General features: G+C 59.1%; 21 protein-coding genes. 16 read left to right on the top strand and 5 right to left on the bottom strand.

Annotation, left to right across the window (positions count from 1 at the left end):
- The first annotated feature begins 8 nt into the window (after positions 1 to 8).
- From HY30_RS18100 to HY30_RS18055, 10 genes are read left to right on the top strand one after another with little or no spacing between them, the layout of a single operon-like run.
- Positions 9 to 320 carry a TrbC/VirB2 family type IV secretion system protein gene (locus tag HY30_RS18100; protein ID WP_034744347.1) on the top strand — a complete coding sequence of 104 codons (312 nt, stop codon included), beginning with the start codon at positions 9 to 11 and terminating at the stop codon, positions 318 to 320.
- A complete protein-coding gene (locus tag HY30_RS18095) occupies positions 320 to 592 on the top strand; it encodes a VirB3 family type IV secretion system protein (RefSeq protein WP_034744345.1) in 273 nt (90 codons plus the stop codon). The genes HY30_RS18100 and HY30_RS18095 overlap by 1 nt, the downstream gene beginning before the upstream one ends.
- Positions 586 to 3,015: a conjugal transfer protein TrbE gene (gene trbE / locus HY30_RS18090; protein WP_034744341.1), complete on the top strand. Its 2,430-nt coding sequence runs from the start codon at positions 586 to 588 to the stop codon at positions 3,013 to 3,015. Before HY30_RS18095 ends, trbE begins: the two co-directional genes overlap by 7 nt.
- Positions 3,000 to 3,722, top strand: a complete 723-nt coding sequence (gene trbJ, locus HY30_RS18085) for a P-type conjugative transfer protein TrbJ (protein WP_034744338.1) — start codon at positions 3,000 to 3,002, stop codon at positions 3,720 to 3,722. Before trbE ends, trbJ begins: the two co-directional genes overlap by 16 nt.
- Positions 3,723 to 3,727: 5 nt before the next feature.
- Positions 3,728 to 5,056 carry a P-type conjugative transfer protein TrbL gene (gene trbL, locus HY30_RS18080; RefSeq protein ID WP_034744397.1) on the top strand — a complete coding sequence of 443 codons (1,329 nt, stop codon included), beginning with the start codon at positions 3,728 to 3,730 and terminating at the stop codon, positions 5,054 to 5,056.
- Positions 5,057 to 5,062: 6 nt separating this feature from the next.
- Positions 5,063 to 5,752: a conjugal transfer protein TrbF gene (trbF, locus tag HY30_RS18075; protein WP_034744336.1), complete on the top strand. Its 690-nt coding sequence runs from the start codon at positions 5,063 to 5,065 to the stop codon at positions 5,750 to 5,752.
- A gap of 6 nt (positions 5,753 to 5,758) precedes the next feature.
- Positions 5,759 to 6,775, top strand: coding sequence for a P-type conjugative transfer protein TrbG (gene trbG, locus HY30_RS18070; RefSeq protein ID WP_034744333.1), 1,017 nt, complete (start codon positions 5,759 to 5,761; stop codon positions 6,773 to 6,775).
- Positions 6,772 to 8,034 carry a TraB/TrbI/VirB10 family type IV secretion system protein gene (locus HY30_RS18065; protein WP_034744331.1) on the top strand — a complete coding sequence of 421 codons (1,263 nt, stop codon included), beginning with the start codon at positions 6,772 to 6,774 and terminating at the stop codon, positions 8,032 to 8,034. Before trbG ends, HY30_RS18065 begins: the two co-directional genes overlap by 4 nt.
- Positions 8,031 to 8,258: a DUF2274 domain-containing protein gene (locus tag HY30_RS18060; protein ID WP_034744329.1), complete on the top strand. Its 228-nt coding sequence runs from the start codon at positions 8,031 to 8,033 to the stop codon at positions 8,256 to 8,258. The genes HY30_RS18065 and HY30_RS18060 overlap by 4 nt, the downstream gene beginning before the upstream one ends.
- 36 nt (positions 8,259 to 8,294) lie before the next feature.
- Positions 8,295 to 8,489: a helix-turn-helix transcriptional regulator gene (locus HY30_RS18055; protein ID WP_034744326.1), complete on the top strand. Its 195-nt coding sequence runs from the start codon at positions 8,295 to 8,297 to the stop codon at positions 8,487 to 8,489.
- 116 nt (positions 8,490 to 8,605) lie between these two features.
- On the opposite strand, the gene HY30_RS18050 is transcribed toward HY30_RS18055, so the two are convergent.
- The 4 genes from HY30_RS18050 to HY30_RS18035 form a co-directional block, all read right to left on the bottom strand.
- Positions 8,606 to 9,838 carry a tyrosine-type recombinase/integrase gene (locus tag HY30_RS18050; RefSeq protein WP_034744323.1) on the bottom strand — a complete coding sequence of 411 codons (1,233 nt, stop codon included), beginning with the start codon at positions 9,836 to 9,838 and terminating at the stop codon, positions 8,606 to 8,608.
- A gap of 291 nt (positions 9,839 to 10,129) precedes the next feature.
- Positions 10,130 to 10,612, bottom strand: a complete 483-nt coding sequence (locus HY30_RS18045) for a MarR family winged helix-turn-helix transcriptional regulator (protein ID WP_081812361.1) — start codon at positions 10,610 to 10,612, stop codon at positions 10,130 to 10,132.
- 11 nt (positions 10,613 to 10,623) lie between these two features.
- Positions 10,624 to 12,564 carry a tetratricopeptide repeat-containing sulfotransferase family protein gene (locus HY30_RS18040; protein WP_241765777.1) on the bottom strand — a complete coding sequence of 647 codons (1,941 nt, stop codon included), beginning with the start codon at positions 12,562 to 12,564 and terminating at the stop codon, positions 10,624 to 10,626.
- A 136-nt stretch (positions 12,565 to 12,700) separates the two neighbouring features.
- A complete protein-coding gene (locus HY30_RS18035) occupies positions 12,701 to 15,286 on the bottom strand; it encodes a TonB-dependent receptor (protein WP_034744315.1) in 2,586 nt (861 codons plus the stop codon).
- A gap of 260 nt (positions 15,287 to 15,546) precedes the next feature.
- Here HY30_RS18035 and HY30_RS18030 point away from each other — a divergent pair, with 260 nt between their 5' ends.
- Complete coding sequence (locus HY30_RS18030; RefSeq protein ID WP_051615698.1) at positions 15,547 to 17,190, top strand: BCCT family transporter; 1,644 nt, start codon at positions 15,547 to 15,549, stop codon at positions 17,188 to 17,190.
- Between the two features lie 37 nt (positions 17,191 to 17,227).
- Here the strand turns inward: HY30_RS18030 and HY30_RS18025 are convergent, their stop codons facing one another.
- On the bottom strand, positions 17,228 to 17,668 hold the full coding sequence (locus HY30_RS18025) for a BCCT family transporter (RefSeq protein ID WP_081812364.1): 441 nt from the start codon (positions 17,666 to 17,668) through the stop codon (positions 17,228 to 17,230).
- A gap of 560 nt (positions 17,669 to 18,228) precedes the next feature.
- Here HY30_RS18025 and HY30_RS18020 point away from each other — a divergent pair.
- The 5 genes from HY30_RS18020 to HY30_RS18000 all read left to right on the top strand — a co-directional run bounded on the left by HY30_RS18020 (position 18,229) and on the right by HY30_RS18000 (position 23,473).
- Positions 18,229 to 19,626: a circularly permuted type 2 ATP-grasp protein gene (locus HY30_RS18020; protein WP_241765776.1), complete on the top strand. Its 1,398-nt coding sequence runs from the start codon at positions 18,229 to 18,231 to the stop codon at positions 19,624 to 19,626.
- 4 nt (positions 19,627 to 19,630) lie between these two features.
- Positions 19,631 to 20,572 (top strand): alpha-E domain-containing protein, encoded by a 942-nt coding sequence (locus HY30_RS18015; RefSeq protein ID WP_034744305.1) that lies wholly within the window; start codon positions 19,631 to 19,633, stop codon positions 20,570 to 20,572.
- Between the two features lie 3 nt (positions 20,573 to 20,575).
- On the top strand, positions 20,576 to 21,373 hold the full coding sequence (locus HY30_RS18010) for a transglutaminase family protein (RefSeq protein WP_034744302.1): 798 nt from the start codon (positions 20,576 to 20,578) through the stop codon (positions 21,371 to 21,373).
- A 38-nt stretch (positions 21,374 to 21,411) separates the two neighbouring features.
- Positions 21,412 to 22,143: a proteasome-type protease gene (locus HY30_RS18005; RefSeq protein ID WP_034744300.1), complete on the top strand. Its 732-nt coding sequence runs from the start codon at positions 21,412 to 21,414 to the stop codon at positions 22,141 to 22,143.
- Between the two features lie 130 nt (positions 22,144 to 22,273).
- Positions 22,274 to 23,473 carry a CaiB/BaiF CoA transferase family protein gene (locus tag HY30_RS18000; protein WP_034744297.1) on the top strand — a complete coding sequence of 400 codons (1,200 nt, stop codon included), beginning with the start codon at positions 22,274 to 22,276 and terminating at the stop codon, positions 23,471 to 23,473.
- Positions 23,474 to 23,480: the final 7 nt, after the last annotated feature.

Genomic DNA, 23,480 nt, shown 5'->3' with positions numbered 1-23,480 from the left:
CACGACCGATGAACCGAGATATGGGCAAAGCCCTCAGCCTGACAGCGCTTGCTGCCCTTCTTGTCCTGCCGGCCCATGCGGCGGGTTCCGGCATGCCCTGGGAAGGACCGCTGCAATCGATCCTGGAATCCATCGAGGGCCCGGTCGCCAAGATCCTCGCCACGATCGTCATCATCCTGACCGGCCTCGGCCTTGCGTTCGGGGAAAGCGGCGGCGGGATGAGGAAGCTCCTGCAGATCGTGTTCGGCCTGTCGATCGCGTTTGCGGCCACTTCGTTCTTCCTTTCCTTCTTCTCGTTCGGCGGCGGGGCGACGCTCTGATGGCTGGCCGTTCGTCCCTCCCTGAAGGCTATGTGACGCCGGTCCACCGCGCGCTCACCGAGCCGATCCTGATCGCGGGTGCGCCGCGCATGGCGACCATCGTGAACGGCACGCTCGCCGCAGCGCTTGGGCTCGGTCTCCAGCTCTGGATTGTGGGGCTCGCCTATTGGCTGATCGCGCACGGGCTCTGCGTGTTTTCCGCGCGGCGTGATCCGCAATTTGTCGACGTTCTGATCCGGCACGTCCGCCACAAGGGGTATCTCGCATGCTGAACCTCCGTGAATACCGCGCCCGCCCGGCGCGCCTCGCCGACCACCTCAAATGGGCCGCGCTGATCGCGCCCGGCATCATCCTCAACAAGGATGGCAGCCTGCAGCGGACGATTGCCTATCGTGGCCCTGACCTTGAGAGCGCGACGCCGGAAGAACTGGTCTCCATCTCTGCCCGGATGAATAATCTGCTGATGCGGTTCGGGTCCGGATGGGCGCTCTGGTTCGAAGCAGACCGGCGGGATTCGACCTCGTATCCGGACAACAGCTGGCGTGATCCGGCCGCCTGGCTGGTCGACGCGGAACGCCGCGCCCAGTTCGAAGAGGTGGGCCGGCATTTTGAAACCGATTGCTATCTGACCCTCAGCTGGATGCCACCAGCCGACCGGACAGCCCGCGTCGAGCAGCTGTTCATCGAAGATCCAGCCGCAGCGCCGCGCAGCTTCTTTGCTGAAAACCTTGACCGTTTCGAAACCGAGACAGTACGGGCGCTGGACCTCATGGCGGACCTTATGCCGGAGGCACGGTTTCTGGATGACGATGAAACGCTGACCTACCTGCATGGCTGCATCTCCCTGAAACGGCATCCAGTTCGGGCACCGGAGGCGCCGATGTTCCTCGACGGCCTGCTTGCCGACACGGACGTGACCGGTGGGCTCGCCCCCATGCTCGGCGGCGAGACGCTGAAAGTCCTGACGGTGCGCAAGTTCCCGGGGACGAGCGAGCCTTGCCTCCTGGCGGAACTTGACCAGCTCGGGTTCCCGTACCGCTGGGTGACGCGGTTCATACCGCTCGACAAAGCGGACGCGGAGAAGATCCTCAACCGTTACATGCGGGCCTGGCTGGCCAAGCGCCGTTCGCTCGTGTCGTATGTCCGGGAAATCCTGACCAATGAACCGGCCACCCAGTTCAACACGGACGCCGACAATCAGGCCTCTGATGTCGACGCCGCCCTGCAGGCGCTCGGCGCAGGCCATGTCGCGTTTGGCTATTACACGGCAACGCTCGTTCTCACCCATGCCGATCCGCTGGTTGCCGAAGAACGTATCCGGGCTGCCGAACGCGTCATCAATGCCCGCGGCTTTACCGCCACCCCGGAAACCCTCAACGCCCTCGATGCCTGGCTCGGGACCCTGCCCGGCGAGGCCTATGCCAATGTGCGCCAGCCGATCCTGAATACGGTCGACCTGTCCCATATGGCGCCGCTGTCGACCCAATGGGCCGGGCCCGAGCGCAATGACCATCTGGATGGCCCGCCGCTCCTGATGGCACGTTCGGCCAGTTCCACCCCGTTCCGGCTGGTGGCGCACCAGGGTGATGTCGGGCACATGATGATTGTCGGGCCGACAGGGGCCGGCAAGTCGGTTCTTTTGTCCCTGCTCGCGCTTCAGTTCCGGCGCTATGAAGGCGCCCAGGTCTTCGTGTTCGACAAGGGAAAGTCGGCGCGCGCCATGACGATGGCGCTGGGCGGTGACTGGTATGACCTAGACCTGGGCGGCAGTCACGCGTTCCAGCCATTGAGTGAAATATCTGATGAAGGATCGCTCGCTGCCGCGCAGAACTGGATCCTGGCACTGATCGAACAGGAAGGCGTCACGATCATCCCGGAAGTACGCCAGGCCGTCTGGTCGGCGCTGAAGAGCCTGGCTGAAGCCCCGCGCCGCCAGCGCACGCTGACGGGGCTGACGGCTTTGATCCAGTCGTCGGCTTTGAGGCAAGCGCTGCAGCCTTACACGCTGGACGGGCCCTATGGCGTGCTACTCGACGCAGATGCGGACAGTTTTGCAGCGTCAGATCTGGCGTGCTTTGAAATGGAAGCCTTGATGTCGGACAGGCGCCTTGCCGCGCCTGTCCTTGCGCATCTCTTCGAGAGGCTGGAGGCGCGGTTCGACGGCCGTCCGACCTTGCTCATCCTCGACGAGGCCTGGCTCTTCCTTGATCATCCGCTGTTTGCAGGACGCCTGCGGGACTGGCTGAAGACTCTTCGCAAAAAGAACGTCTCGGTCGTGTTTGCGACACAGAGCCTGGCGGACATTACTTCGAGCGCGATTGCACCGGCCCTGATCGAAAGCGCGCCCACCCGGATATTCCTCGCCAATGCACGGGCCGAAGAACCCGGACAGGCAAAAACCTATGATGCGTTTGGTCTCAATGCCCGGCAGACCCAGCTGATCGCGCGGGCAACGCCGAAACGGGACTATTACCTGCAATGCCCGGCGGGCAACCGGCTCTTCGATCTGGAGCTGGGTCCCGTGGCGCTCGCATTCTGCGCGGCCGGGTCGAAGGCCGATCAGGTGCAGATGGATGAGGTTATGGACGTCGTGGGACCGGACGGGTTCGCTGCCGCCTGGCTCGCGGCGAAGGGGCTCGATTGGGCCTCTGACCTCATCGCTGACAGGGAGGCCGTGCCATGCGCCGCAGAGTGACCGCTGTACTCGTGGGGATGTTGGGACTGTCCCTGACGGTGCCGCGCGCAGACGCCCTGCTCGGTGTCGGTGACGTCGTGATCGACCCGACGAACCTGGTGCAGAACATCGTGACGGCCACCAATACGCTGGAGCAGATCAACAACCAGATCACGCAGCTCCAGCACGAGGCGCAAATGCTGGTGAACCAGGCCGAGGACCTCAAACGCCTCGACTATGGGTCCATCGAGCATTTGAAACGCCTGCTAGAACGGATCGACACGCTGATGCGTGAGGCCGACGAGATTTCCTACGAAGTTGAAGAGTCAGAACGCCGGTATGAGGAGGCCTTCCCGGAGAGCTACGAGGACGTCTCGAACGAAGAGATCACCGCGCAGGCAAAAGATCAGTGGCGTCTGTCGCGGGGGAGTTTTGCGGGCGCTGTGCAGGTCCAGTCAGGGATCGTGTCGGCCATTGCTGATTCTCAAGGCACGCTGAGCGAACTTGTCAGTGAGAGCCAGTCGGCTTCAGGCAATCTCTCTGTGGCCCAGGCCGGCAACCAGCTGATCGCCCTCTCTGTCGAACAGCAAATGCAGATGCAGCAGCTGATGGCGGCCCAGTACCGGATGGAGGCGGTCGAGGCTTCCCGGCGCGCCGCGCTCGAAGAGCAGGCGCGGGTCCGGCACGAACGCTTCCGCGGCGACGGCGCCGCCTACACCCGGAACTGATGGCCATGGAGGATCTCAATGTCATCGACCGGTTTGTCGCGACCTTCTCCGCCTATATCGATAGCGGGTTCGGCCTCCTACAGGGCGATGTCGCCTGGCTGACTTCGGTGCTGATCGCAATCGATGTGACGCTGGCCGGTCTCTTCTGGGCCATGGGACCGGACACGGACGTCATCGGCCGGTTCCTGAAAAAGGTCCTCTATGTCGGCGCCTTTGCCCTGATCCTCGGCAATTTCGCCCTGCTCGCCGACGTCGTGTTCCGAAGCTTTGCCCAGCTTGGACTCAATGCAACCGGCGGGACACTGACGGCAGACGACATCGTGAAGCCCGGCTTCGTCGCGGCGACCGGATTTGATGCCGCCTATCCCCTGCTGGATGAAATCCGGAAACTGACAGGCCCGATCGCCTTCTTCGAAAATATCGTGATCATCGCGGTCCTCTTCCTCGCCTGGCTGATCACGCTCCTCGCCTTCTTCTTCCTCGCGATCCAGCTCTTCGTGACCATCATCGAATTCAAGCTGACAACGCTGGCGGGCTTTGTCCTCATTCCCTTCGCGCTCTGGAACAAGACTTCGTTCCTCGCCGAGAAGGTGCTCGGCAATGTGATTGCCTCGGGCATCAAGCTCATGGTGCTCGCCATCATTGTCGGCATCGGATCCACGATCTTCACAAGCATCACATCCACGTTCGAGCCGGACAATGTGACGCTTGAGCAGGCGGCTTCCGTTATCCTGGGGTCGCTCGCCTTGCTCGCCCTCGGTTTGTTCGGGCCCGGCATCGCGACCGGCCTTGTCTCCGGCGCGCCGCAGCTCGGTGCGGGCGCAGCCGTCGGCACGATGGCAGGTGTTGCAGCTGGCACTGTTGCCGGCGGGACAGTTGCGAAGTCAGCTGTGTCTGCGGTTGCGGAGGGCGGGCGGAGTGCGATTGGCGCGGCCGCCTCCATGGCAGGCGGGGCACGTACGGCCTATTCACTCGGCGCGGCGCGCGCCGGCAAGACGGGTATGGGCGCAGCGGCTGCCGGCATGGGCGGCGTGGCCAGCGCAGGCGTCCAGACCGCGGCCTCGGGAGTTGCGGGGTTCGCGCGCCGCGCATTTGGCAATCCGGGAGCGAGGTCACAAGCTGGAAGCCGCGCGGCATTTGCCGCGACCGGCGGGTCAGGCGCGACGCCCTCTGCGCCGCCCACCGCCAATGACCGGTCAGCGCCCGATTGGGCAAGCCGCATCCGGCGCAGCCAGACAACCCGTGATGCCGGCATGATGGCCGCCTCTGCCGTCCGAGACGGCGACCAGCCAGGCGGTGGCACATCCGTTCAGCTCCGATCAGACGAGGATTAGACAGAGATGCTTTGGAAACGCACAACCTGCCGATACGGCGACACACCCGAACCTGTCACACCCTACCAGCGCGCGGCTCAGGCCTGGGACGACCGGATCGGCTCCTACCGGGTTCAGGCCGCAAACTGGCGCCTCGCGGCCCTCGGATCGATTGCGCTCGCGTTCGTGCTGGCAGGCGGGCTTGTCTGGCGCTCGACCCAGTCTTTTGTGACGCCGTATGTGGTTGAACTGACGACAGACGGCGCCGTACGCGCCGTCGGCCCGGCCGAGGGGCAGTACGAGCCGACCGATGCACAGATCGCGTATCATCTGGCGAACTTTGTCACAAATACGCGCTCGGTTTCCATTGATCCGGTCGTGGTGCGCCAGAACTGGCTGAAGGCCTATGCCTATGCGACCGACCGGGCCGCCGCGACACTCAACGATTATGCCCGTGACAATGACCCGTTCGCCGATATCGGACACCGCTCGGTCTCGGTCGACGTGACCAGCGTCGTACGCTCCTCCGATGACAGTTTCACCGTGCGCTGGCGCGAGACGGCATTCCGAAATGGCGCCGAGATCGACCGGTCACACCACACGGGCATCTTTTCCATTGTGATCGATCCGCCCCGCGATGTGGAAACCCTGCGAGCCAATCCGCTGGGACTCTACGTCCATGGCCTCAACTGGTCGCAAGACCACAAACAGGAGTAGATTTCCATGAAACGCCTTGCCCTGATCCTTCTCGGTGCGACTTGCCTTACGGCTTGCGAAACCTTTCCCTCTGGCGCTGGGGCGCCCGACATCTTGCTTGATGCGGAGCTGCCGGATGACACAGCGTTCGCCGAAGACCTCTTTCTCGAACCGGAAGAAGACCTGGACGGCGTGCCATCACCTGTTGTGCTGACGACCTACCACCCGGTGCCGATGCCGGGACAATTGAAGCCCCTGCCTGTTGCTGCCGCTGTCGCGTCATCGCTCAAACCCTTTGAGGCGATTGAGACTGCCAACAGCAAGGCGTCCATCGAACCCTCGCTCGACAATTACATGAACGCGATCCAAGTCTATCCCTACACAGTCGGAGCACTCTATCAGGTTTATTGCGCGCCAGAACAGGTGACCGACATCGCGCTCGAACCCGGCGAGGAGCTCTTGTCAGTGTCGGCCGGTGACACGGTCCGCTGGGTACTTGGCGACACCGTGTCGGGCACTGGCACGGCAGCGCAGGCTCACATTCTCGTCAAACCGATCCAGCCCGGCCTCCGGACAAACCTGATTGTGACGACGTCACGCCGCGCCTACCACCTCGAGCTTCAGGCATTCCAGGAGACATATATGGCCGCCGTCTCCTGGCGTTATGCGGACCAGCAACTCGTGACCCATGTTGCCAGTGCCACGTCCCGGGCTGCGGAGCCGCATGCACCGCAGGGCCTCCAGCTGGAACGCCTGAAGTTCCGCTACGAGCTTGCAGGTGACAGGCCGCACTGGCGCCCGGAGCGCGTATTCGACGATGGCCGAAAGGTCTATATCCAGTTCCCCGCCCGGCTTGACCAGGGCGATACACCCGCCCTGTTCGTGATTGGCCGCGACGGGCGCTCCCAATTGGTGAACTACCGCATGTCGGGGAATTATTATGTGGTCGACCGCCTGTTTGCGAAAGCCGAGCTCCGCCTCGGCGAGAAGAAGCAGGATGTCGTGCGGATCGCACGGTCCGATCTGGGAGATGCGGGCCGATGAGCCAGAGGTCTTCCCCAGCCTCTGAATCTCTGGAGATCCGCGGCAAGCCCCGGCCGGTCCGGCGGTTCTCGAAGCGCGCGCTTGCTATCCTGCTAGGGACAGCCAGTGCGGTCATACTCGGATCGCTGGCATTTGCGCTTCAATCCCCGGAGAGGGACAAGGCCACGGCCGGACGCGAGCTCTACGCGACCGCGAGAAAGCCGACGGCCGAAGGCCTGGAAGCGCTCCCGGCAAGCTATGGCGACGTGAAGCCCGAGGCGCCGGAACTCGGGCCGCCGCTGCCGGGTGACCTTGGCGGCCCCATCCTGAAAGCCCGGCGCGAAGGACGCATGACGTTTGATGAGGCCTATGATGCTGCACCGCCGACAGAGGTCGATACGGCCCGCCAGATGCGCGAAGCGGAACTTGCGGCGCGGGAGGCGGCCATGTCCGAAGCCGCACGCGGCAGCGGCGTGTTCTTCTCCGTTGGAGCAAGCGGGGCAAGACTGTCATCGGTGTCAGAAACAGCCGATGACAAGCGTCCCGCGCTGCAAATGCCGGACCTGTCAGCGTTCGCGAACTCTGCGTCTGGCGTGTTTGGCGCGTCGCTCAGCGAAGATCCGAACCGGCAGGAACGGAAGATGGATTTCCTCGGCGAGACGGATGACACGTCGATCTACAATCCGCACCGGCTCGAGACGCCCGTCTCCCCCTGGCAGCTGATGGCCGGGACAGTGATCCCTGCAACCCTGCTCACGGGGGTGAACTCCGACCTGCCGGGCCAGGTCATCGCGCAAGTGACGAACCCGGTCTATGATACGGTGAGCGGCGAGACGGTGCTTGTGCCGCAAGGCGCCCGCGTGATCGGCCGCTATGACAGTGTCATCGCATTCGGCCAGTCACGCGCCCTGCTTGTCTGGACGCGCATCATCATGCCGGATGGCACGTCGATCAGGATCGATAATCTCACGGGCGTGGACGCCCGCGGCTATGCCGGGCTTGAAGACAAGGTCGACTATCATTCCTGGCGCTTGCTGCAGGGCGTTGCGCTTTCGACGCTACTCGGGGTCGGGTCCGAGCTTGCCAGCGATGATGAGGGTGACATCGCACGCGCCCTCCGCCGGTCGGCCCAGACGGGTGCGAACCAGGCGGGTCAGGACATTGTGCGCCGCAATCTCGACGTCCAGCCGACCATCACCATCCGCCCCGGCTGGCGGCTCGGCATCGTCGTCAACGAGGACATTGTCCTGAAGCCCTATGAAGGAGGCCAACAGCCATGAGTGAAGTGAATTTGAAGATCGGGCCGTTGCCGGACCGAACGCCGCAGAAACTGTCGATCAGCGTAGAGCCGGCGCTGGCAGCGGACCTGGAAGCGTATGCGCAGGTGCATGCAGCCGCGTACGGGACTGAGGCATCTGTCACGATGCTCGTGCCGCTAATGCTCGAGGCGTTTATCGCGGGAGACAGTGGGTTTCGGAAGGCACGCGCGCGAAGGGGCGCTTGATCCGACAGTAGCAATTCAACAAGTGGAGTGTGAGGAATGGCCAGATTGATAACAGCAAAGCAGGTTCTCGACCTGACCGGCTACAGGAGCAGGACCACCCTTTGGAGAAAGGTGCGCGCAAAAGTCTTTCCAGCACCTGTGAAGCTGCCCGGCGACGCTGTCCGGTGGCGGGAGCAGGAAGTGCAGGACTGGATAGAGGGGGCACCGCGCCAAACCTATTCCGACAAATGAATCAAAATTTTGGTGACCGACACAGTCAGCGCCAAAAACAACCCGTATGTCTTTGACCTGGACAGTCGACTTGCACCTAAGATTTTGGATCTGGGGGGCCCGCTGCCGACACTAGGCTACTTCGCCGACGTGGCGTATTGTGACCAGGATTCCATGAGCTCTCGACGTCGTTCGGTGGCAAGATCACGTCGATAGGCCGCTTCGACAGACCCGAGCTGGTGCGCAAGTGCTTCCTCTGCGAGCTCTCTCGGGAAGGATGTCGCGTTGCCCGCCCAGTCACGAAATGTGCTTCGGAAGCCATGGATTGTATAATCATTGGCGCCAGTACCGCTCATAAGATTTCGCAAGGCAGCTTCTGACACGTGACTCGCAATTGTCGGCGATTTGAAAACGAAACCAGAGGTATCCAGCGAGCGGCGCTCGACCAAAAGCGCCAGACACGCAGAGCTCAGGGGGATGCGCTGTTCCTTGCGGGCCTTCATCCGCTCTGGGGGTATGGTCCAGACAGACTTTTCAAAGTCGATTTCCGACCAGAGTGCACCCCTGCCTTCAGATGATCTGACAGCCGTCAGGATAATAAATCGCAGGCACTGGGATGCGCAGCTGTATCTGCCCGACAGTTCCGCGAAGTAATCCGGTAATTTTGAATAGGGCATTGCCGGATGGTGCTGTCGAAGCGAGCGCATATTAGGCAAGAGCAGATCGAGATTACGCTTCCATTGTGCTGGGTTTTTGCCGTCTCTGAGGCCAAGAACCTCAGCGGCGGCAAGCACGCGTTCGATCCTTTGTTGCACACGGCGGGCTGTTTCCGGTTTCGTTTGCCAGATCGGCTTCAGACAGTTGAGCACATGTTCCGTCTTGATCTCGTCTACAGGCAGACCGGCAATCGGCTTCGCATAGTCGCGAAGCGTATTGTACCATTGCTGTCTTGCCTTTGGATTGGAAAGGCTGACCAGGTTCTTATCCATCCAATCTTTCGAAAATTCGGAAAACGTAACGCGAGCCTCCTCCTTTTGTGCGGCCAGGCGTTTTTCTTCGCGTCGCCTCATCTGTAGCTGGTGATGAGCCTCGCTGAGCGAGGTTTCAGCTGTCACCAGTTCGGCCAATTCGCCCTCTACGAACTGTTTTCGAAGTTCAAATGCCTTTGTTCTTGCGGCCGCGAGCGTTACTGCGGGATACGCTCCCAATCCGAGGACCTGGCGTTTGCCGCCATACGTCTTCATGAAGATAAAGGTTCGAGACCCACCGGGTTGAACCTGAAGATAAAGACCACCTCCATCAGCGTAACGACCCGCCGCTTTTTTGGCATTGATCGCTCTGTCACTCAGTTTATTTATCCCCTGTGCCATCACCACTCTCGTAATTTTGTCGCAACTGTTTAGGCACGCTAGTGCTTTGCTAGTGCATTTTCTAGTGCACTCGTGACGCTGGTTCGGGATGAAATCAAATGAAACAAGCTGCATCAAAAGTTCCCCACTACGGCCTTTACTGCATTGTTATTTATTGGCTTATTGTCTAATAATGGAACAACAAGGAATGGGATGAGGTTCCTATATGACGGCCTCCTCCTCCGCCATCAATGGCATTTAGTAATCGTGCAAATGAACGACAGGTTCGGCCCAACAGCAGACTGCTCAAATTCAGTCAGGAGTTTGGTCGAGATCACCAATGTCCAGGACTGGCGCAGCATCCATGTTCTCTGCATTCACTAGCGACGTTACGGTTTCCAATGCAGAAATCAGCATTGATTGATGCCAGTCTGGAAGCTGATTGAAGTTGCGCGTAAACGTTTCGTGCAGCGGATCGGGCGATGTCTGAAGCGCTGTTTGGCCTTCCGGCAGAAGCCTTAGCCAGACGCGGCGCCGATCTTCATCGCAACGCCTGCGAGAGATGAATCCGCGCGCTTCTAGCTTGTCCACGAGGCTCGTGATTGTGGCATGTTTCAGTTGGGTTGCTTCAGCAAGCCTTCCCGCAGAAACCTCGCCAGCTTCCGACAATAAACGCAAAACGCTCAATTGTGATGGCGTAATCCCGGCCGTCATCGCGAGCCGCTTGGAAGCCATCTCCGTTACCCGCTGAATCTTGCGCAGCGCTATCAGGGCATCTTCAGAACGTAGGCTCAATGTCGTTGACCTTATTCAGGCGTAAGGTCGGGCCCTAGCGCAGCTTTCAGAGGGCCCATGTGTGCCTCATATGGGCGCCATTGTTCAAGCCCGGCCTTGTTGATTGGCTGGCGCACCTGTTCTGAGCTCGCCGTGCGCACGGCGCGTTCGGTATTGTGGAAGTCCACACAGCGCGCATCAAATGGCAAACCGCAATAATCGAGCAGCCGCCGGACTTGGCCCTCGAGATCATCTAGCACGTCCTCATGCTGGACCTTGAGAATACGTCCGTTGGGCAGGACAGAGTTCCAATGGTCCATTAAATCGACATAGCCGCGATAGTAGTTGCCAATATCGTCGAGGCTGTAAGTGAATTCCTGGCCCTCAGCGAACAATTGCTTGAAGCCCGACCAGCAGCAGTCCATCGGATTACGCCGCGCATCAATGATTTTGGCCTTGGGCAGGATGAGATGTATCAGGCCGATATGCCTGAAGTTGTTCGGCATCTTGTCTGTAAAAAATGGCGCCCCTTCCCGGTGAATACGAGTGCTTTCGATATAGTCCTTTCCCAGTGAAGCGAGCTGCTCAGCCGACATCTCGGAAAGGATGCGCGGGTAGCGCTCCCGATCCGTCAGCTGTTTGCGGCCACGCAGCTTGTGGGCCATGGAAAGGATATTGGGCAGTTCCAGCGTACCGTCCACATCAGGATGCGACGCGAGGATCTGCTCTATCAACGTTGAGCCAGCGCGCGGCAGCCCAACGATAAAAATCGGATCAGGCGCCACAAAGCCCTTCCCGGCCTGCGCCGCAAAAAGCTCAGGCGTGCATACTGACTTCTGTGCATCGAACTCAGCATGCATCTGGTCTGTCGAATAGCGCACGGTCTGGTGCTTCAGCCGGTTTCCGAGCGCGTATGCCTCAAATGCCTCATCATATGCGCCGCGGTCCTCGTACGCCTTGCCCAGCGCGAAGGCGACATGAATGCGGGCCATGCGATCGAGATCGGGGTCGACTGATTGCGTCTTCAGTGCAGAAAGTTCCTGATCAGTAAATCGGTAGGTCTTGAGATTGGCTAGCCCGTACCAGGCATCTCCCTGTCCCGGCGCAGAGCGCGTTGCCGCCTGATAGGACAAGACAGCCTCATCGCTTCGGCCATATGTTTTCAGGGCATGTCCCCGTGAAACAAGCGTCGCCGGGTCGTCCGGCAGCGTTTCAAGGACTTTGTCAAAGTATGCAAGGGCAACGTCAAAATCGCCAGCCTGCATACTCTCAATCGCAAAATAGGATTGAAACAGGGGGTTGTCAGGTTCGCGCTCAATCAAGGTCCGTGCTTGATTCAGAGCCTCACTGAACTTCTGCCGTTTCCTCAGTACCTTGATGAAATCAAGCCGGAGCTGGATATTGTCTGGCTCGAGTTCGATGGCGCTTTCCAGCAGGAAATCAGCATCTTCATCCACACCAAGCCGCGTGCCGATATCGGCAAGCAGACGCATGCCTTCGACGTGTGTCGGATTACGCTGCAAAAAGGCGCGGGCAATTTCTTCGGCACGAAAAATCCGCCCCTCATGCACGTAGTTTGTGACCGCCAACAGTTCACGCGGCAGCGCTTTCAATCGTTCGGCCTGATCGCGCGCATTGGCGGCCGCTTCTTTATTTCCGAATCCGGTGTGCAGGTCCGCCTGAGCGGTCCAACTAGCTGAAAGAGCCGGGTTAAAGCGGGTCGCCAGTTCATAGGCACGGAGGGCGCCAGGCGTGTCACCAAGCTTACGTTTCAGGTGCCCCTCTTCCTGGAAGGCACGGCCGAAGTCTGGAGCGGCCGCCTTCAGCTCTGCCAGTCGATCCGCCGCATCACCATGGCGGCCCTCGTACCGGGCGCAGACAGCTGCGATGTAAAGTGCATCCTGGTCATTTGGCTGGTGTTCAAGGATAGCCTGCGCCATAGCTGCGGCGCTCGCAAAATCCCCCGCCTGCATGGCTTTTTGCGCATCTTTCGGCGTCGTGTCGGAACGTTCGGTATATGTCATGTGAGCCGTTATACCCTCGTCTGAACGAAATGCAGCGCCCTGATCCTGCCAGGGCGCTGCAATATCAATGGTTTGGTGTCACGTTCTAGTAAGAGAACGAGACCCGTACACCCACAGTGCGCGGGCGCATTGGCGTGACGCGTTCCCGGTCGAAAACGAAATTGTTGGATAGTTCGGCATACTCGTTTGTAAGGTTGCTTCCGAACAGTTCCGCCGTCCATTTGTCAGCTGTCACGCCGAGCGTCGCGCCGAGTGTCACCCAGCCATCGATCTCGGCCTTGTTGATCTCAATGATATCGCTGACAGCGCTATCGGAGAAAACAATCTGGGGCATGAAGTGGGCGCGCAGGGATGATCCGGCGATCCGCCGCTCGAGATCCCACTCATAGCGAGCCCGAATATTGCCCTGATAGGCTGGCGCAAAGGCCAGCTCAGACCCCAGCACAACGTCATTGGTTGGCGTCAGGACTTCAGTAACTTCAGAGTCCAGTAGCGAGAACGCACCAGCCAGTGTCAAACCGTCGACAGATGCCGGAGCCCACGTGAACTCGCCTTCGAGGCCCTTGATTTCCGCGTTTGCCGCGTTGTCGGAGAAGAACAGGTTGACGATGGATGGATCGAAGATCGTTGTCTGCAAGTTATCAATCTTCACGAAGAAGGCTGAGCCGTTCAGCCGAAGCGAATTGTCGAACAATTCGGTTTTCCAGCCGATTTCGTAGTTCTTCACTTCATCTGTATCGAGAGCGTACGGAACCGAGAAGCCATTCGGGCCAGATGCACCGCCGGGACGGTTTAACAGCCCCGGTCGGAATCCTTCCGAATAGGTCGCAAAGAACAGGAGGTCATCGGTTGGCGTCCAGTTTCCAGTAACCTTGTAGATAAATCCGTCAGTGGCCGCTTTGTCAGGCGCGCCCACGGCGTTGTTTGGCGCGAACTGGGCCGAGATGTTCGTACCCGCCAGCTGAAGGTCGGAGTCTTGGTACAAGTTATAGAACGATGAGTTCGCACTGCCCTCGAGGTCAACTTCAATATCGTACCAGCGGGCGCCCAGCGTCAGGGCGAATTGATCGGTGATGTCGAATGTCGCTTCGCCGAAAATCCCTAATTGCTTATCGGTCCGTTTAACATCATTTCGGAATATCACACCGGCCGGGAAAGGGCCCGGCTGGCTGTAATAACCAGGTGAGGCATTGCCGATCGCGCCAGTCACATCCGTATTGGTCAGTGGATAGTTCGGTGCGAAGCCGATCGACCCATCCGAATAGGCGACGCTTGTCGAGCCAGGATAGGTGAAGTCGTTAAGCTCACGCAACTCCAGGTCGCTATAGAATCCGCCGAACGTGGCCCGGATACGATACTCTTCAGGCGTGTTGAAGCGCAGCTCGTGCGTCTGGATTTCTGTTTCAGTGCTCGATTTCACAAACAGGTTCGGCGCATAGCAATTGCCTGCAGGCGCAGCGCCACCCGCGGGATAGCTCACGTTATAATCACAGATATAATAGGGCAGATATTGTGCGACGAAGAGATAGTCGGAATAGTCGACAGTCTGGTCCGTTGTTCGCTCTGTATAGGCCCCAGTGTACAGTGCTTCAAGCGCGCCGATCCTGCCCTCCAGTGTCCAGGCTGTATTGTGATAGCTGTCCTCGATTGTATCATCTGTAAACCGCACAATATCGTAATCGTCGAGCTCGGGGTCCGCGAAGAATACGCCATCAGAATCCAGGCTCTGCTGGGAATGTGACACGCTGAGGCGCCAGTCAGCATCGAACTCATACAAGCCGCTGAGGCGGAAGCCCTGATAACTTGTGTCGTTGATATCGTTCTCCGCAATTGAGGCATTGTTGGCGGATATGATGTTAACTCCAGACAGATCTGCTCCTGCCTGGAAGCCCGCGCGGTTGGGCTGAACAACCGTGCCGTTCGCGCGTACTGTGCCGGCAGGGCGGAAACGCGCTGAATCGGTGATGTCGAGCGTTCCGCCGACATTGTCGATATAGCCGCCCTGATTATCGGTATAGACAACGCCTCGGAGGGCGAACTTGTCAGTGACCGGCAAGTTGATGACGGCCTCAACACTATTGCTCATCTCTCCGCCATCAGTGAACGACGTCGATGCCTTTACCTTGGCTTCGAAGCGTCCAAGTTTCGGTTTGTTGGTAATGAGGCGAACTGTGCCTGCCTGAGAACTGGCGCCGAACAGTGTACCTTGTGGTCCTGACAGGACTTCGACGCGCTCAAGGTCGGCTGCATATACATCAAGATTTCGACCCGGTTGCGAAACCGGCTGTTCATCTAGGTAGAGCGCGACGTTTGGCGCGAGCCCCGCCACGCCTGCCGTCGTGAGGTTTGGCGTAGTCGAGGCGATCCCTCGAATATAAATCGTACTTTGCCCCGGGCCTGATCCGCCAGCGGTGACGCCCGGCAATTGTACAAGATAATCAGTGAAATTCTTGACGCCAAGGTCATCAAGCTCGGTCTGCCCCAGCGCGGTCACCGTGACAGGAATCGATTGTGCGCTTTCGGTCCGCTTCGTTGCGGTAACTGTAACTGCCTTCAGGCGCCTCGTTTTGGTTTGGGGTTTGGCGGCTGCAGCGCCGTCCTGCGCCACAGCGATCGGTGTTGAAAGGCTCGCAATCGCTACCAGCGATGCGCCATACATAAGTGTCTTCATGCTTTTCCCCTTAAGTTGGTTCCAACCGCTCGGCGCTTGCACTCTGGGCGCGGCTCAACGAATCGCGGTTGCTCGTCAGGGTCCGGCTAACGTTTTATTTCGATAAGAGAAAGGTTATTGGCCGATATTTTCTATAGTAACCTATATGGTGTGACACAGAGTCCTCATTTATTGATATATTTCTAGAATTTCGCGCAGGGTCACATATCCGAGCTATATCATTATTTTGATTATCAAGATGAAATCTGCAATAGGCGAGCATGACCGCAATCCCCCCAGCACCGCCCAACGACGAAGCCGATCTTCTTGCAAGCAACCCGTACGAAACTGACTATGAGATTGGTCAGGACAATGTCGAGGTGCTGGGCTTGGATGTTCATAACCCCGTTTTTTTCACGAGCGCGGCACTGGTCATCCTGTTTTCGGCGGTCTCCCTTATCTTTCCTGAAGCGTCGAGCCTGGCCATGGCGAGGGCTAAAACGTGGACTTTGCAGAGTGCTGACTGGCTGTTTGCCATCACGCCGGTCATCGTCCTTTTGTTCTCGCTCTCACTGGCCATCAGCCCGCTCGGTCGCATTCGTCTGGGTGGCCCCTCAGCCGTACCCGATTTCAAAATCCACTCATGGATCGCCATGCTTTTCGCTGCAGGCGTCGGGATCGGCTTCATGTTCTATGGCGCAGCCGAGCCACTCGCCTATTACACGGATTGGGCCGGCACGCCGCTGAGCGCCGAAGCCGGAACGCCGGCGGCCGAGCGACTCGCCTTTAGCGCAACGATCTTTCACTGGGGCATCGCGCCCTGGGCCATCTATGCCATCGTCGGACTCTCTCTCGGCTTCTTCGCGCACAATAAAGGGCTACCGCTGAGCATCAGATCAGCCTTTTACCCCATACTCGGTGAGCGGATATGGGGATGGCCCGGCCATATCATTGACCTCTTCGCAGTCGTGTCGACAGTCTTCGGGCTCGCGACCACGATCGGCATCGGCGCGACGCAGGCGACCAGCGGTCTCTCCTACCTGTTTGGATTTGAGCCGACCCGTTTGATCCAGATCCTTCTCATCCTGGCCATGACAGGACTTGCTGTTTTATCGGTTCTTCGCGGTCTGGACGGCGGCGTAAAACTGCTCAGCAATATCAACATGGGCGTGGCATTCGCCCTGCTCATGTTCGTCATAATTGCTGGACCCACGGTGGTAATATTTACCGGTATCGGCACCAACTTCCTGGACTATATTCTTGATACACCTTCCCTTACCACATGGGTCGGACGCGAAGACATTGTCTGGTTCCATGACTGGACCATCTTCTACTGGGCATGGTGGATATCCTGGTCGCCATTCGTGGGCATGTTCATTGCGCGCATCTCCCGCGGTCGTACTGTGCGCGAATATTTTTCCGTCGTCCTGCTTGCGCCCTTCACTATCTGCGTCATCTGGTTCTCGGCTTTCGGCGAAACGGCCATCGCCCAGCACAAGTCCGGCGTCGGTGAGCTGGCAGGCGACATGACAAGCGCTTCGATCACATTGTTTGAAATGCTGCATGACATGCCCTTTCCGGAAGTGACATCAGGCGTCGCCATTCTCCTGCTGATAGTCTTTATAGTAACTTCGGCAGATTCCGGCGCACTGGTCGTCGACACGATCACAAGCGGCGGCAAGACGGATGCGCCCGTTGCCCAGCGTGTATTCTGGGCATGCATGCTAGGGGTGACGGCATCCGCCCTGCTATATGGCGGCGGTACAGATGTCCTGAGATCCCTTCAGGCGGGCACGATAACGGCAGCGCTACCTTTCACCGTCATCCTGCTTGCATGCTGTCTTAGTCTCTATATCGGCATGCGCGATGAGTGGAAGGAGATGAAAAACATCCAACCGGATCTGCTGGAAGAAGACGCGGTCTGATATATCCAGGTTGGCTGCAAAGTATCGCACTCCGAACCTAAGTCTCTTCGGCTTTTGTACTCACGACAGCGTGCGCAGTGTCTTCCTTCAACCAACCAAGCAGTGAGCGCACCATAAATATGCCGGCGATCGCAATGGGTAGCCCCGCAAGCAGCACAGCTGACTGAACAACTTTCAGGCCACCGATAAACATGAGGCCCACTGTAAGCAGGCCCAGCACACCGGCCCAGAAAAGGCGGTGCCAACGAGCAGGATCTCCTCCAGCATGCAAAACCTGAGTCGCAGCAGAGGCGAGCGTGTAGCTTGCAGAATCGTACGTCGTGGCCACAAAGACAGTTGTCACCGCCACGAAAATCGCCAGAGCCACCTTGCCGAGTGGAAGGTGAGCTATGATGGCGGCAATAGTGGCCGGCGCGTCCTCGTGGACCATGTCTACAACCGGTAACGGCCTACTAAGCAGGCGCCTCAGGACAGGCATGCAAAGAACCTGACCAGCTTCCCTGAAGCCAGCATCTGAGAGGTCGGAAATCACCGCTTCATTCAACGTCGGCAGCCATGGTCCGGAACGCGGTAACTTTCAAATCTGGTGGACGGAAGACTGAGGCGCTCGCTCTTTTTTTCAGCGTGCGGCTGTATTTCGATTTCCGTAGGCAAATCCCATATTGAACAGTGTTGGAAACCAGAACCAGAGCAGCGTTCAGGACAATAGACGAATTTGCGTTTCTAGGCTTTGAGTTCGTCATGGGGCGTCATGCCCGGAGTCGATCTCGGCACGCGGGGCGGGATTCCCTTAGGCACCCACCCCTGCCATTTTTGGACGAGTGCTGCTGCCCTTTACGAGTGATGCATGCAAGCAGGAATCCGCAAATCTGCCGGATATGGCGACTGGTGCACACATCTAAGTCGAATTTTCATGAACCTGCTGCAAACCTATTCACGCTGTGTGGCCTCTCAGGCGCACGGTTCTACCCCCTTGCAACGATTATGGATTTGGTGCGTTGTGACTTTATGGGTGGAACTCCAGTTTTCTTTGATGAAATGCGCGGATCTGATGAATCGGCACGTCAGCCATATGCTGAATACTGTGCCTGGCTTGAATCGGTCAAAATAAACGAGCTTCACAAGAAGTCGCGCGAAGCGGAAACCTTCTTCAGGCGCACCGGCATTACTTTCAATGTCTATGGCGAGAAGGACGCGGACGAGCGGCTTATCCCGTTCGACCTGGTTCCCCGCATCATAGATGGCAAGGAATGGCGCCTGCTCGTTCGCGGCATCGAGCAGCGGGTCAAGGCGATCAATGCCTTCCTGCACGACATCTATCACCGCCAGGAAATTCTCCGTGCGGGGCGTATTCCTGAACATCTTATCGCCAATAACGAGGCCTTTCTGCCCGAGATGATCGGTGTGACGCCGCCCGGCGGCGTCTACACCCATATTGTCGGTGTGGATCTCGTGCGCACCGGCGCAAATGAGTTTTATGTGCTGGAAGATAATGCCCGCACCCCGTCAGGCGTGTCCTACATGCTCGAAAACCGGGAAACCATGCTGAAGATGTTCCCGGAACTCTTCTCGCGGATCAAGGTCCAGCCGATCAGCAACTACCCTACGCTCCTGCGGCGCTCGCTTGGCAAATGCGCGCCGGCGCGCAGTGAAGGGCGGCCCACCGTAGCGGTCCTGACGCCGGGCTTGCACAACTCCGCTTATTTCGAGCACGCCTTTCTGGCCGACCAGATGGGCGCCGAACTTGTGGAAGGCCATGACCTGCGTGTGGTCGATGGCCGCGTCGCCATGCGCACCACGCAAGGCTACCAACCTGTCGATGTCCTCTATCGCCGCATCGACGACGAATACCTTGATCCACTGAACTTCAACCGGTCCTCAATGCTGGGCGTGCCGGGCATCATGGATGTCTATCGCTCCGGTGGCATCACGCTTGCCAACGCACCCGGTACAGGCATCGCCGACGACAAGGCTATCTACTCCTACATGCCTGATATCGTTGAATTCTACACTGGCCAGACCGCCATCCTCAAGAATGTGCCGACCTATCGCTGTTCGGAAGCAGACTCGCTGAAATATGTCCTCGAAAACCTGCACGAACTTGTCGTGAAGGAAGTCCATGGCTCCGGCGGTTACGGCATGCTTGTCGGGCCCGCGGCCAGCAAACGCGAACTGTCGGCTTTCCGCGCCAAGCTCACGGCCAAGCCCTCAAACTATATTGCCCAACCGACGCTTGCTCTCTCAACGGTGCCTGTACTGACACGCGGCGGACTCGCACCGCGCCACGTCGATTTGCGCCCTTACGTGCTCGTGTCGCCTGATAATATCGACATCACCCCTGGCGGCCTCACGCGCGTTGCCATGAAGGCCGGGTCGCTCGTGGTCAATTCCAGCCAGGGCGGCGGCACCAAGGACACCTGGGTGCTGGAGGAATGATATCATGCTAGGCAAAACCGCCGGCGGGTTATTCTGGCTCTCCCGTTACCTTGAGCGAAGTGAAAACACGGCGCGGCTTGTCGAAGCCGGCTTCCGTATGGCCCTGACGCGTGCTGCGTCCGGTGAGGATGAATGGGGCTCGGTTCTCACAACGGTCGGCTGCCTGAATGCCTACAAGGCCAAGCACGAAACGATCACGCCCAACACATCCGTCGACTTTTTGCTGCGCGACAAGACCAATCCGATGAGCGTTTACAGCGTCATGCAGATGGCACGCGACAATGCCCGCGCGACACGCACGGCCCTGACACGCGAAGTCTGGGAAGCTGTCAACGACGGTTGGATGGTGCTGAAGGAAATGCTCCGTCGGCCGGTCGCCCAGGCAGATCTGCCAAATGTTCTGACCACCGTGCGCCAGCAAAGCGCGCTTGTGCGCGGTGCTCTTCAGGGGACGATGCTGCGCAATGACATTTTCAGCTTCTCGCGTATCGGATCGCTGATTGAACGCGCAGACAACACGGCCCGGATCCTCGACGTAAAATACTATGTCCTCTTGCCCACAGGCGCACCTGTCGGATCGTCCCTCGATAATGTGCAATGGGAAATGATCCTCCGGTCCGCCTCTGCCGACCGTTCGTTCCACTGGCTCAACGCCGGCAATGTCACCCCCAAGGCCATTGCGGAGTTTCTGATACTCGACGCGCGGATGCCGCGCTCGCTCGCCTTCTGCTATGATGGGCTGATCGATTCGCTGCGCGAACTTGGAGCGGAGTATGGCGACACGCGCCCAAGCCACGACCTCGCGGCCAAGCTGGAAGAGCGCCTCACCGGCCGGACGATCGATAACATCATCGACTCCGGTCTCCACGAATTCATCCGGGAGTTCATCAAGGCCAATGCGGAGCTCGCCGCCCAGGTGGAGCAAGATTACAGGTTCTACGAATAAATCATGAGACTCCATATCAGCCACACAACGCGTTATTCCTATGACCAGCCCGTCCCCTACGGTCTGCAGCAGATCCGTCTGACGCCCAAGCCGTGCGACAGCCAGTCCATCGTCAACTGGACGATCGACATTGAGGGGGGCCGAGAGGAATGTGCTTTCAACGACCAGCACGGCAACCGGGTTCAGCTCCTGAGCCTCGATTCAGGTCAGAACGGGATCTCGATCACCTGTACCGGCGATGTCGACACAATCCCGACGAACGGCGTTGTCGGCCTTCATTCCGGGCATGCGCCCCTGTGGTATTACAAGCGCCAGACGGCGCTGACCCAGCCTGGAAAGCTCATTCGTAAGCTTGCCAATGACATGCCTGAAAATCCCAACACGATCGAAAGACTTCACGACCTCTCTGCCACGATCCGGGAGGCCATCGGGTATGAAACTGACCGCACGGACACAGGCACAACGGCCGAAGAGGCCCTCAAGGTCGGCCATGGCGTCTGCCAGGATCACGCGCACACCTTTGTCAGCGCGGCACGCCTTCTAGGCTTTCCCGCCCGCTATGTCAGCGGCTACCTGATGATGAACGACCGCGTGCACCAGGAAGCCAGCCATGCCTGGGCTGAGGCCTATGTGCAGGATGTCGGCTGGATCGGTTTTGACGTATCGAACGTGATTTCGCCTGATGAGCGCTACGTGCGCATCGCGACCGGCCTCGACTATGAAGAGGCGGCTCCCATAGCGGGAATAGTCTTTGGGGATGGCGCTGAATCCCTGCTTGTCACCCTTCAGGTCCAGCAGTAACCCTTGATGGCTAATAAGGGAAAACTGGCGGGAATCGTATGACCTACTGTGTGGCGCTGCGCCTCGACCAGGGGCTTCTGTTCATGTCCGACACCCGCACCAATGCGGGCGTCGACAACATTTCCACATTCAAGAAGATGTTCAACTGGTCCGTCGAAGGCGACCGCGTGATCACCATCATGACCGCCGGGAATCTTGCGACGACTCAGGCCGTCATCAGCCTGCTTGATGAGCGTTCCGTCGTGCCGGCAGACCGCAAGCAGACCCTCCTCGCGGCGCCGACCATGTTCCAGGTTGCACGCCTGGTTGGCGATACGCTGAAGGAAGTTATCCACTCACAAGCCGAAGGCCAGCAGGAATCCGAAAGCACGTTCAGCGCGACCATGATTGTCGGCGGCCAGATAAGGGGCATGGAGCCGCGCCTCTTCCTGATCTACCCGGAAGGCAACTTTATCGAGGCCAGTGAGGAAACCCCCTTCTTCCAGATCGGGGAAACCAAGTATGGCCGCCCCATCATCCTGCGCGCCTTTGATCCGACGATGAGCTTCGAAGAGGCCATCAAGCTGCTCTATGTCTCATTCGACTCGACCCTGAAGGCCAATCTGGCCGTCGGCATGCCCCTCGATATGCACGCCTACAAGATCGACACATTCGAAACAGGTATTCTGAGCCGTGTCCCACCGGAAGATCCCTATTTCAAGGTGATCTCATCGGGCTGGGGCGAAGCCCTCAAGGAAGCCTTCGATAAACTGCCCGACTTCAAATTCTGACTGTCTGACAGCATCTCGTCTTTCTAACGCTGCGTCACCCCTCTCCTGTGAGGGCTCGGGACTTCCCTTTTCAGTTCCCAGCGTCCAACCTTGCGCCAGAAAAATTGATAAACGGCACAGGGATTGAGGAATGCTCGAAGGATTGAAAGTCATTGAATACGCGACCTACATGGCCGCGCCGGGCGCGGGCTGCATCCTGTCTGACTGGGGCGCCGAGGTCATCAAGATCGAACCTCCGGGTGGCGACCCGATCCGTAATTTCTTCCGCACGATCGGCACCGACTATCAGGACAACCCTGTCTTCGACTTCGACAATCGCGGCAAGAAATCCATCGTCGTTGATACGACCACATCCGAAGGTCAGGAGATTGTCCGCAAGCTCGCCTCCGAAGCTGACGTCTTTCTCACCAATGTGCGCCCCGGCGGCCTGACACGGTCGGGCATGGATCATGAGAGCCTGCGCAGCCTGAATCCAAAGCTCGTCTACTGCTCGCTCACCGGCTACGGCCTTGAAGGCCCCGACGCAGACCGGCCCGGTTTCGACATTGCCAGTTTCTGGAGCCGCACCGGCGTTGCACGCCTCACCATTCCCAAAGGCGAAGACCCCTACGCCCTGCGCACCGCCTTTGGCGACCACACGACGTCCATGTCCGCGGCCGCCGGCATCTGCGCCGCCCTGGTCGAGGCCCAGCGCACCGGCAAAGGACGGCTCGTGGAAGCCTCCCTCTTCCGCACCGGCCTCTATGCCATGGGCTCGGACTTCGCGATCCAGCTCTTCTTCGGTCGGATCGCCTCCACGAAGAGCCGCACCGAACAGATCGTGCCCATCTCGAACTTCTACCAGACAAAAGACGGACACTGGATCTGCACCGTCGCCCGTCAGGGAGACGTCGATTGGGTGCCTATGTGCAAGGTGATCGACCGCGAAGACCTCGCCGAGGATCCGCGCTTCACGACCTCCAAGGCCCGCCGCCAGAACATGGGCGAAGTCATCGCCCTCATCGACGAAGGCTTTGCCAAATACACCAAGGCGGAAATCTCCGAACGTCTCGACGCCAATTCCATCGCCTGGGCCCCGGTCCAGACGCTTGGCGAAGTCGCAGAAGATCCGCAGGCCTTTGCCTCTGGCGCTATAGTGCAAACCCCGAGCTCAAAGGGCGATGGCTCGACCTATGCTTCACCCGCGTCTCCGGTCCGCTTCCCGGGCGCAGACGATGGTCCCAAGGGCCCTTCCCCCCGCATGGGCCAGCATACGCGTGAAGTCCTCGCCGACCTCGGAATGGACGAAGCCCAGATAGACGCGCTGCTCAAGTCTTCCGTGGTGGCATGAGCGTCGG

Origin of the sequence: Hyphomonas chukchiensis (genome assembly GCF_000682695.1) — a bacterium.
In the GTDB taxonomy this organism is placed as follows: domain Bacteria; phylum Pseudomonadota; class Alphaproteobacteria; order Caulobacterales; family Hyphomonadaceae; genus Hyphomonas; species Hyphomonas chukchiensis.
Note: the sequence above shows the minus strand (reverse complement) of the source record. Positions and strands in the feature narration are given on the sequence as shown.

Coding starts and splice junctions, on each gene's coding strand:
- HY30_RS18030 (WP_051615698.1), top strand. CDS start 15,547: ATGACCGCAATCCCCCCAGCACCGCCCAACGACGAAGCCGATCTTCTT.
- HY30_RS18095 (WP_034744345.1), top strand. CDS start 320: ATGGCTGGCCGTTCGTCCCTCCCTGAAGGCTATGTGACGCCGGTCCAC.
- HY30_RS18050 (WP_034744323.1), bottom strand. CDS start 9,838: ATGGCACAGGGGATAAATAAACTGAGTGACAGAGCGATCAATGCCAAA.
- trbE (WP_034744341.1), top strand. CDS start 586: ATGCTGAACCTCCGTGAATACCGCGCCCGCCCGGCGCGCCTCGCCGAC.
- HY30_RS18100 (WP_034744347.1), top strand. CDS start 9: ATGAACCGAGATATGGGCAAAGCCCTCAGCCTGACAGCGCTTGCTGCC.
- HY30_RS18020 (WP_241765776.1), top strand. CDS start 18,229: ATGCGCGGATCTGATGAATCGGCACGTCAGCCATATGCTGAATACTGT.
- trbJ (WP_034744338.1), top strand. CDS start 3,000: ATGCGCCGCAGAGTGACCGCTGTACTCGTGGGGATGTTGGGACTGTCC.
- HY30_RS18035 (WP_034744315.1), bottom strand. CDS start 15,286: ATGAAGACACTTATGTATGGCGCATCGCTGGTAGCGATTGCGAGCCTT.
- HY30_RS18015 (WP_034744305.1), top strand. CDS start 19,631: ATGCTAGGCAAAACCGCCGGCGGGTTATTCTGGCTCTCCCGTTACCTT.
- HY30_RS18010 (WP_034744302.1), top strand. CDS start 20,576: ATGAGACTCCATATCAGCCACACAACGCGTTATTCCTATGACCAGCCC.
- HY30_RS18055 (WP_034744326.1), top strand. CDS start 8,295: ATGGCCAGATTGATAACAGCAAAGCAGGTTCTCGACCTGACCGGCTAC.
- HY30_RS18005 (WP_034744300.1), top strand. CDS start 21,412: ATGACCTACTGTGTGGCGCTGCGCCTCGACCAGGGGCTTCTGTTCATG.
- HY30_RS18025 (WP_081812364.1), bottom strand. CDS start 17,668: ATGCCTGTCCTGAGGCGCCTGCTTAGTAGGCCGTTACCGGTTGTAGAC.
- HY30_RS18065 (WP_034744331.1), top strand. CDS start 6,772: ATGAGCCAGAGGTCTTCCCCAGCCTCTGAATCTCTGGAGATCCGCGGC.
- trbG (WP_034744333.1), top strand. CDS start 5,759: ATGAAACGCCTTGCCCTGATCCTTCTCGGTGCGACTTGCCTTACGGCT.
- trbL (WP_034744397.1), top strand. CDS start 3,728: ATGGAGGATCTCAATGTCATCGACCGGTTTGTCGCGACCTTCTCCGCC.
- HY30_RS18040 (WP_241765777.1), bottom strand. CDS start 12,564: ATGCAGGCGGGGGATTTTGCGAGCGCCGCAGCTATGGCGCAGGCTATC.
- trbF (WP_034744336.1), top strand. CDS start 5,063: ATGCTTTGGAAACGCACAACCTGCCGATACGGCGACACACCCGAACCT.
- HY30_RS18060 (WP_034744329.1), top strand. CDS start 8,031: ATGAGTGAAGTGAATTTGAAGATCGGGCCGTTGCCGGACCGAACGCCG.
- HY30_RS18000 (WP_034744297.1), top strand. CDS start 22,274: ATGCTCGAAGGATTGAAAGTCATTGAATACGCGACCTACATGGCCGCG.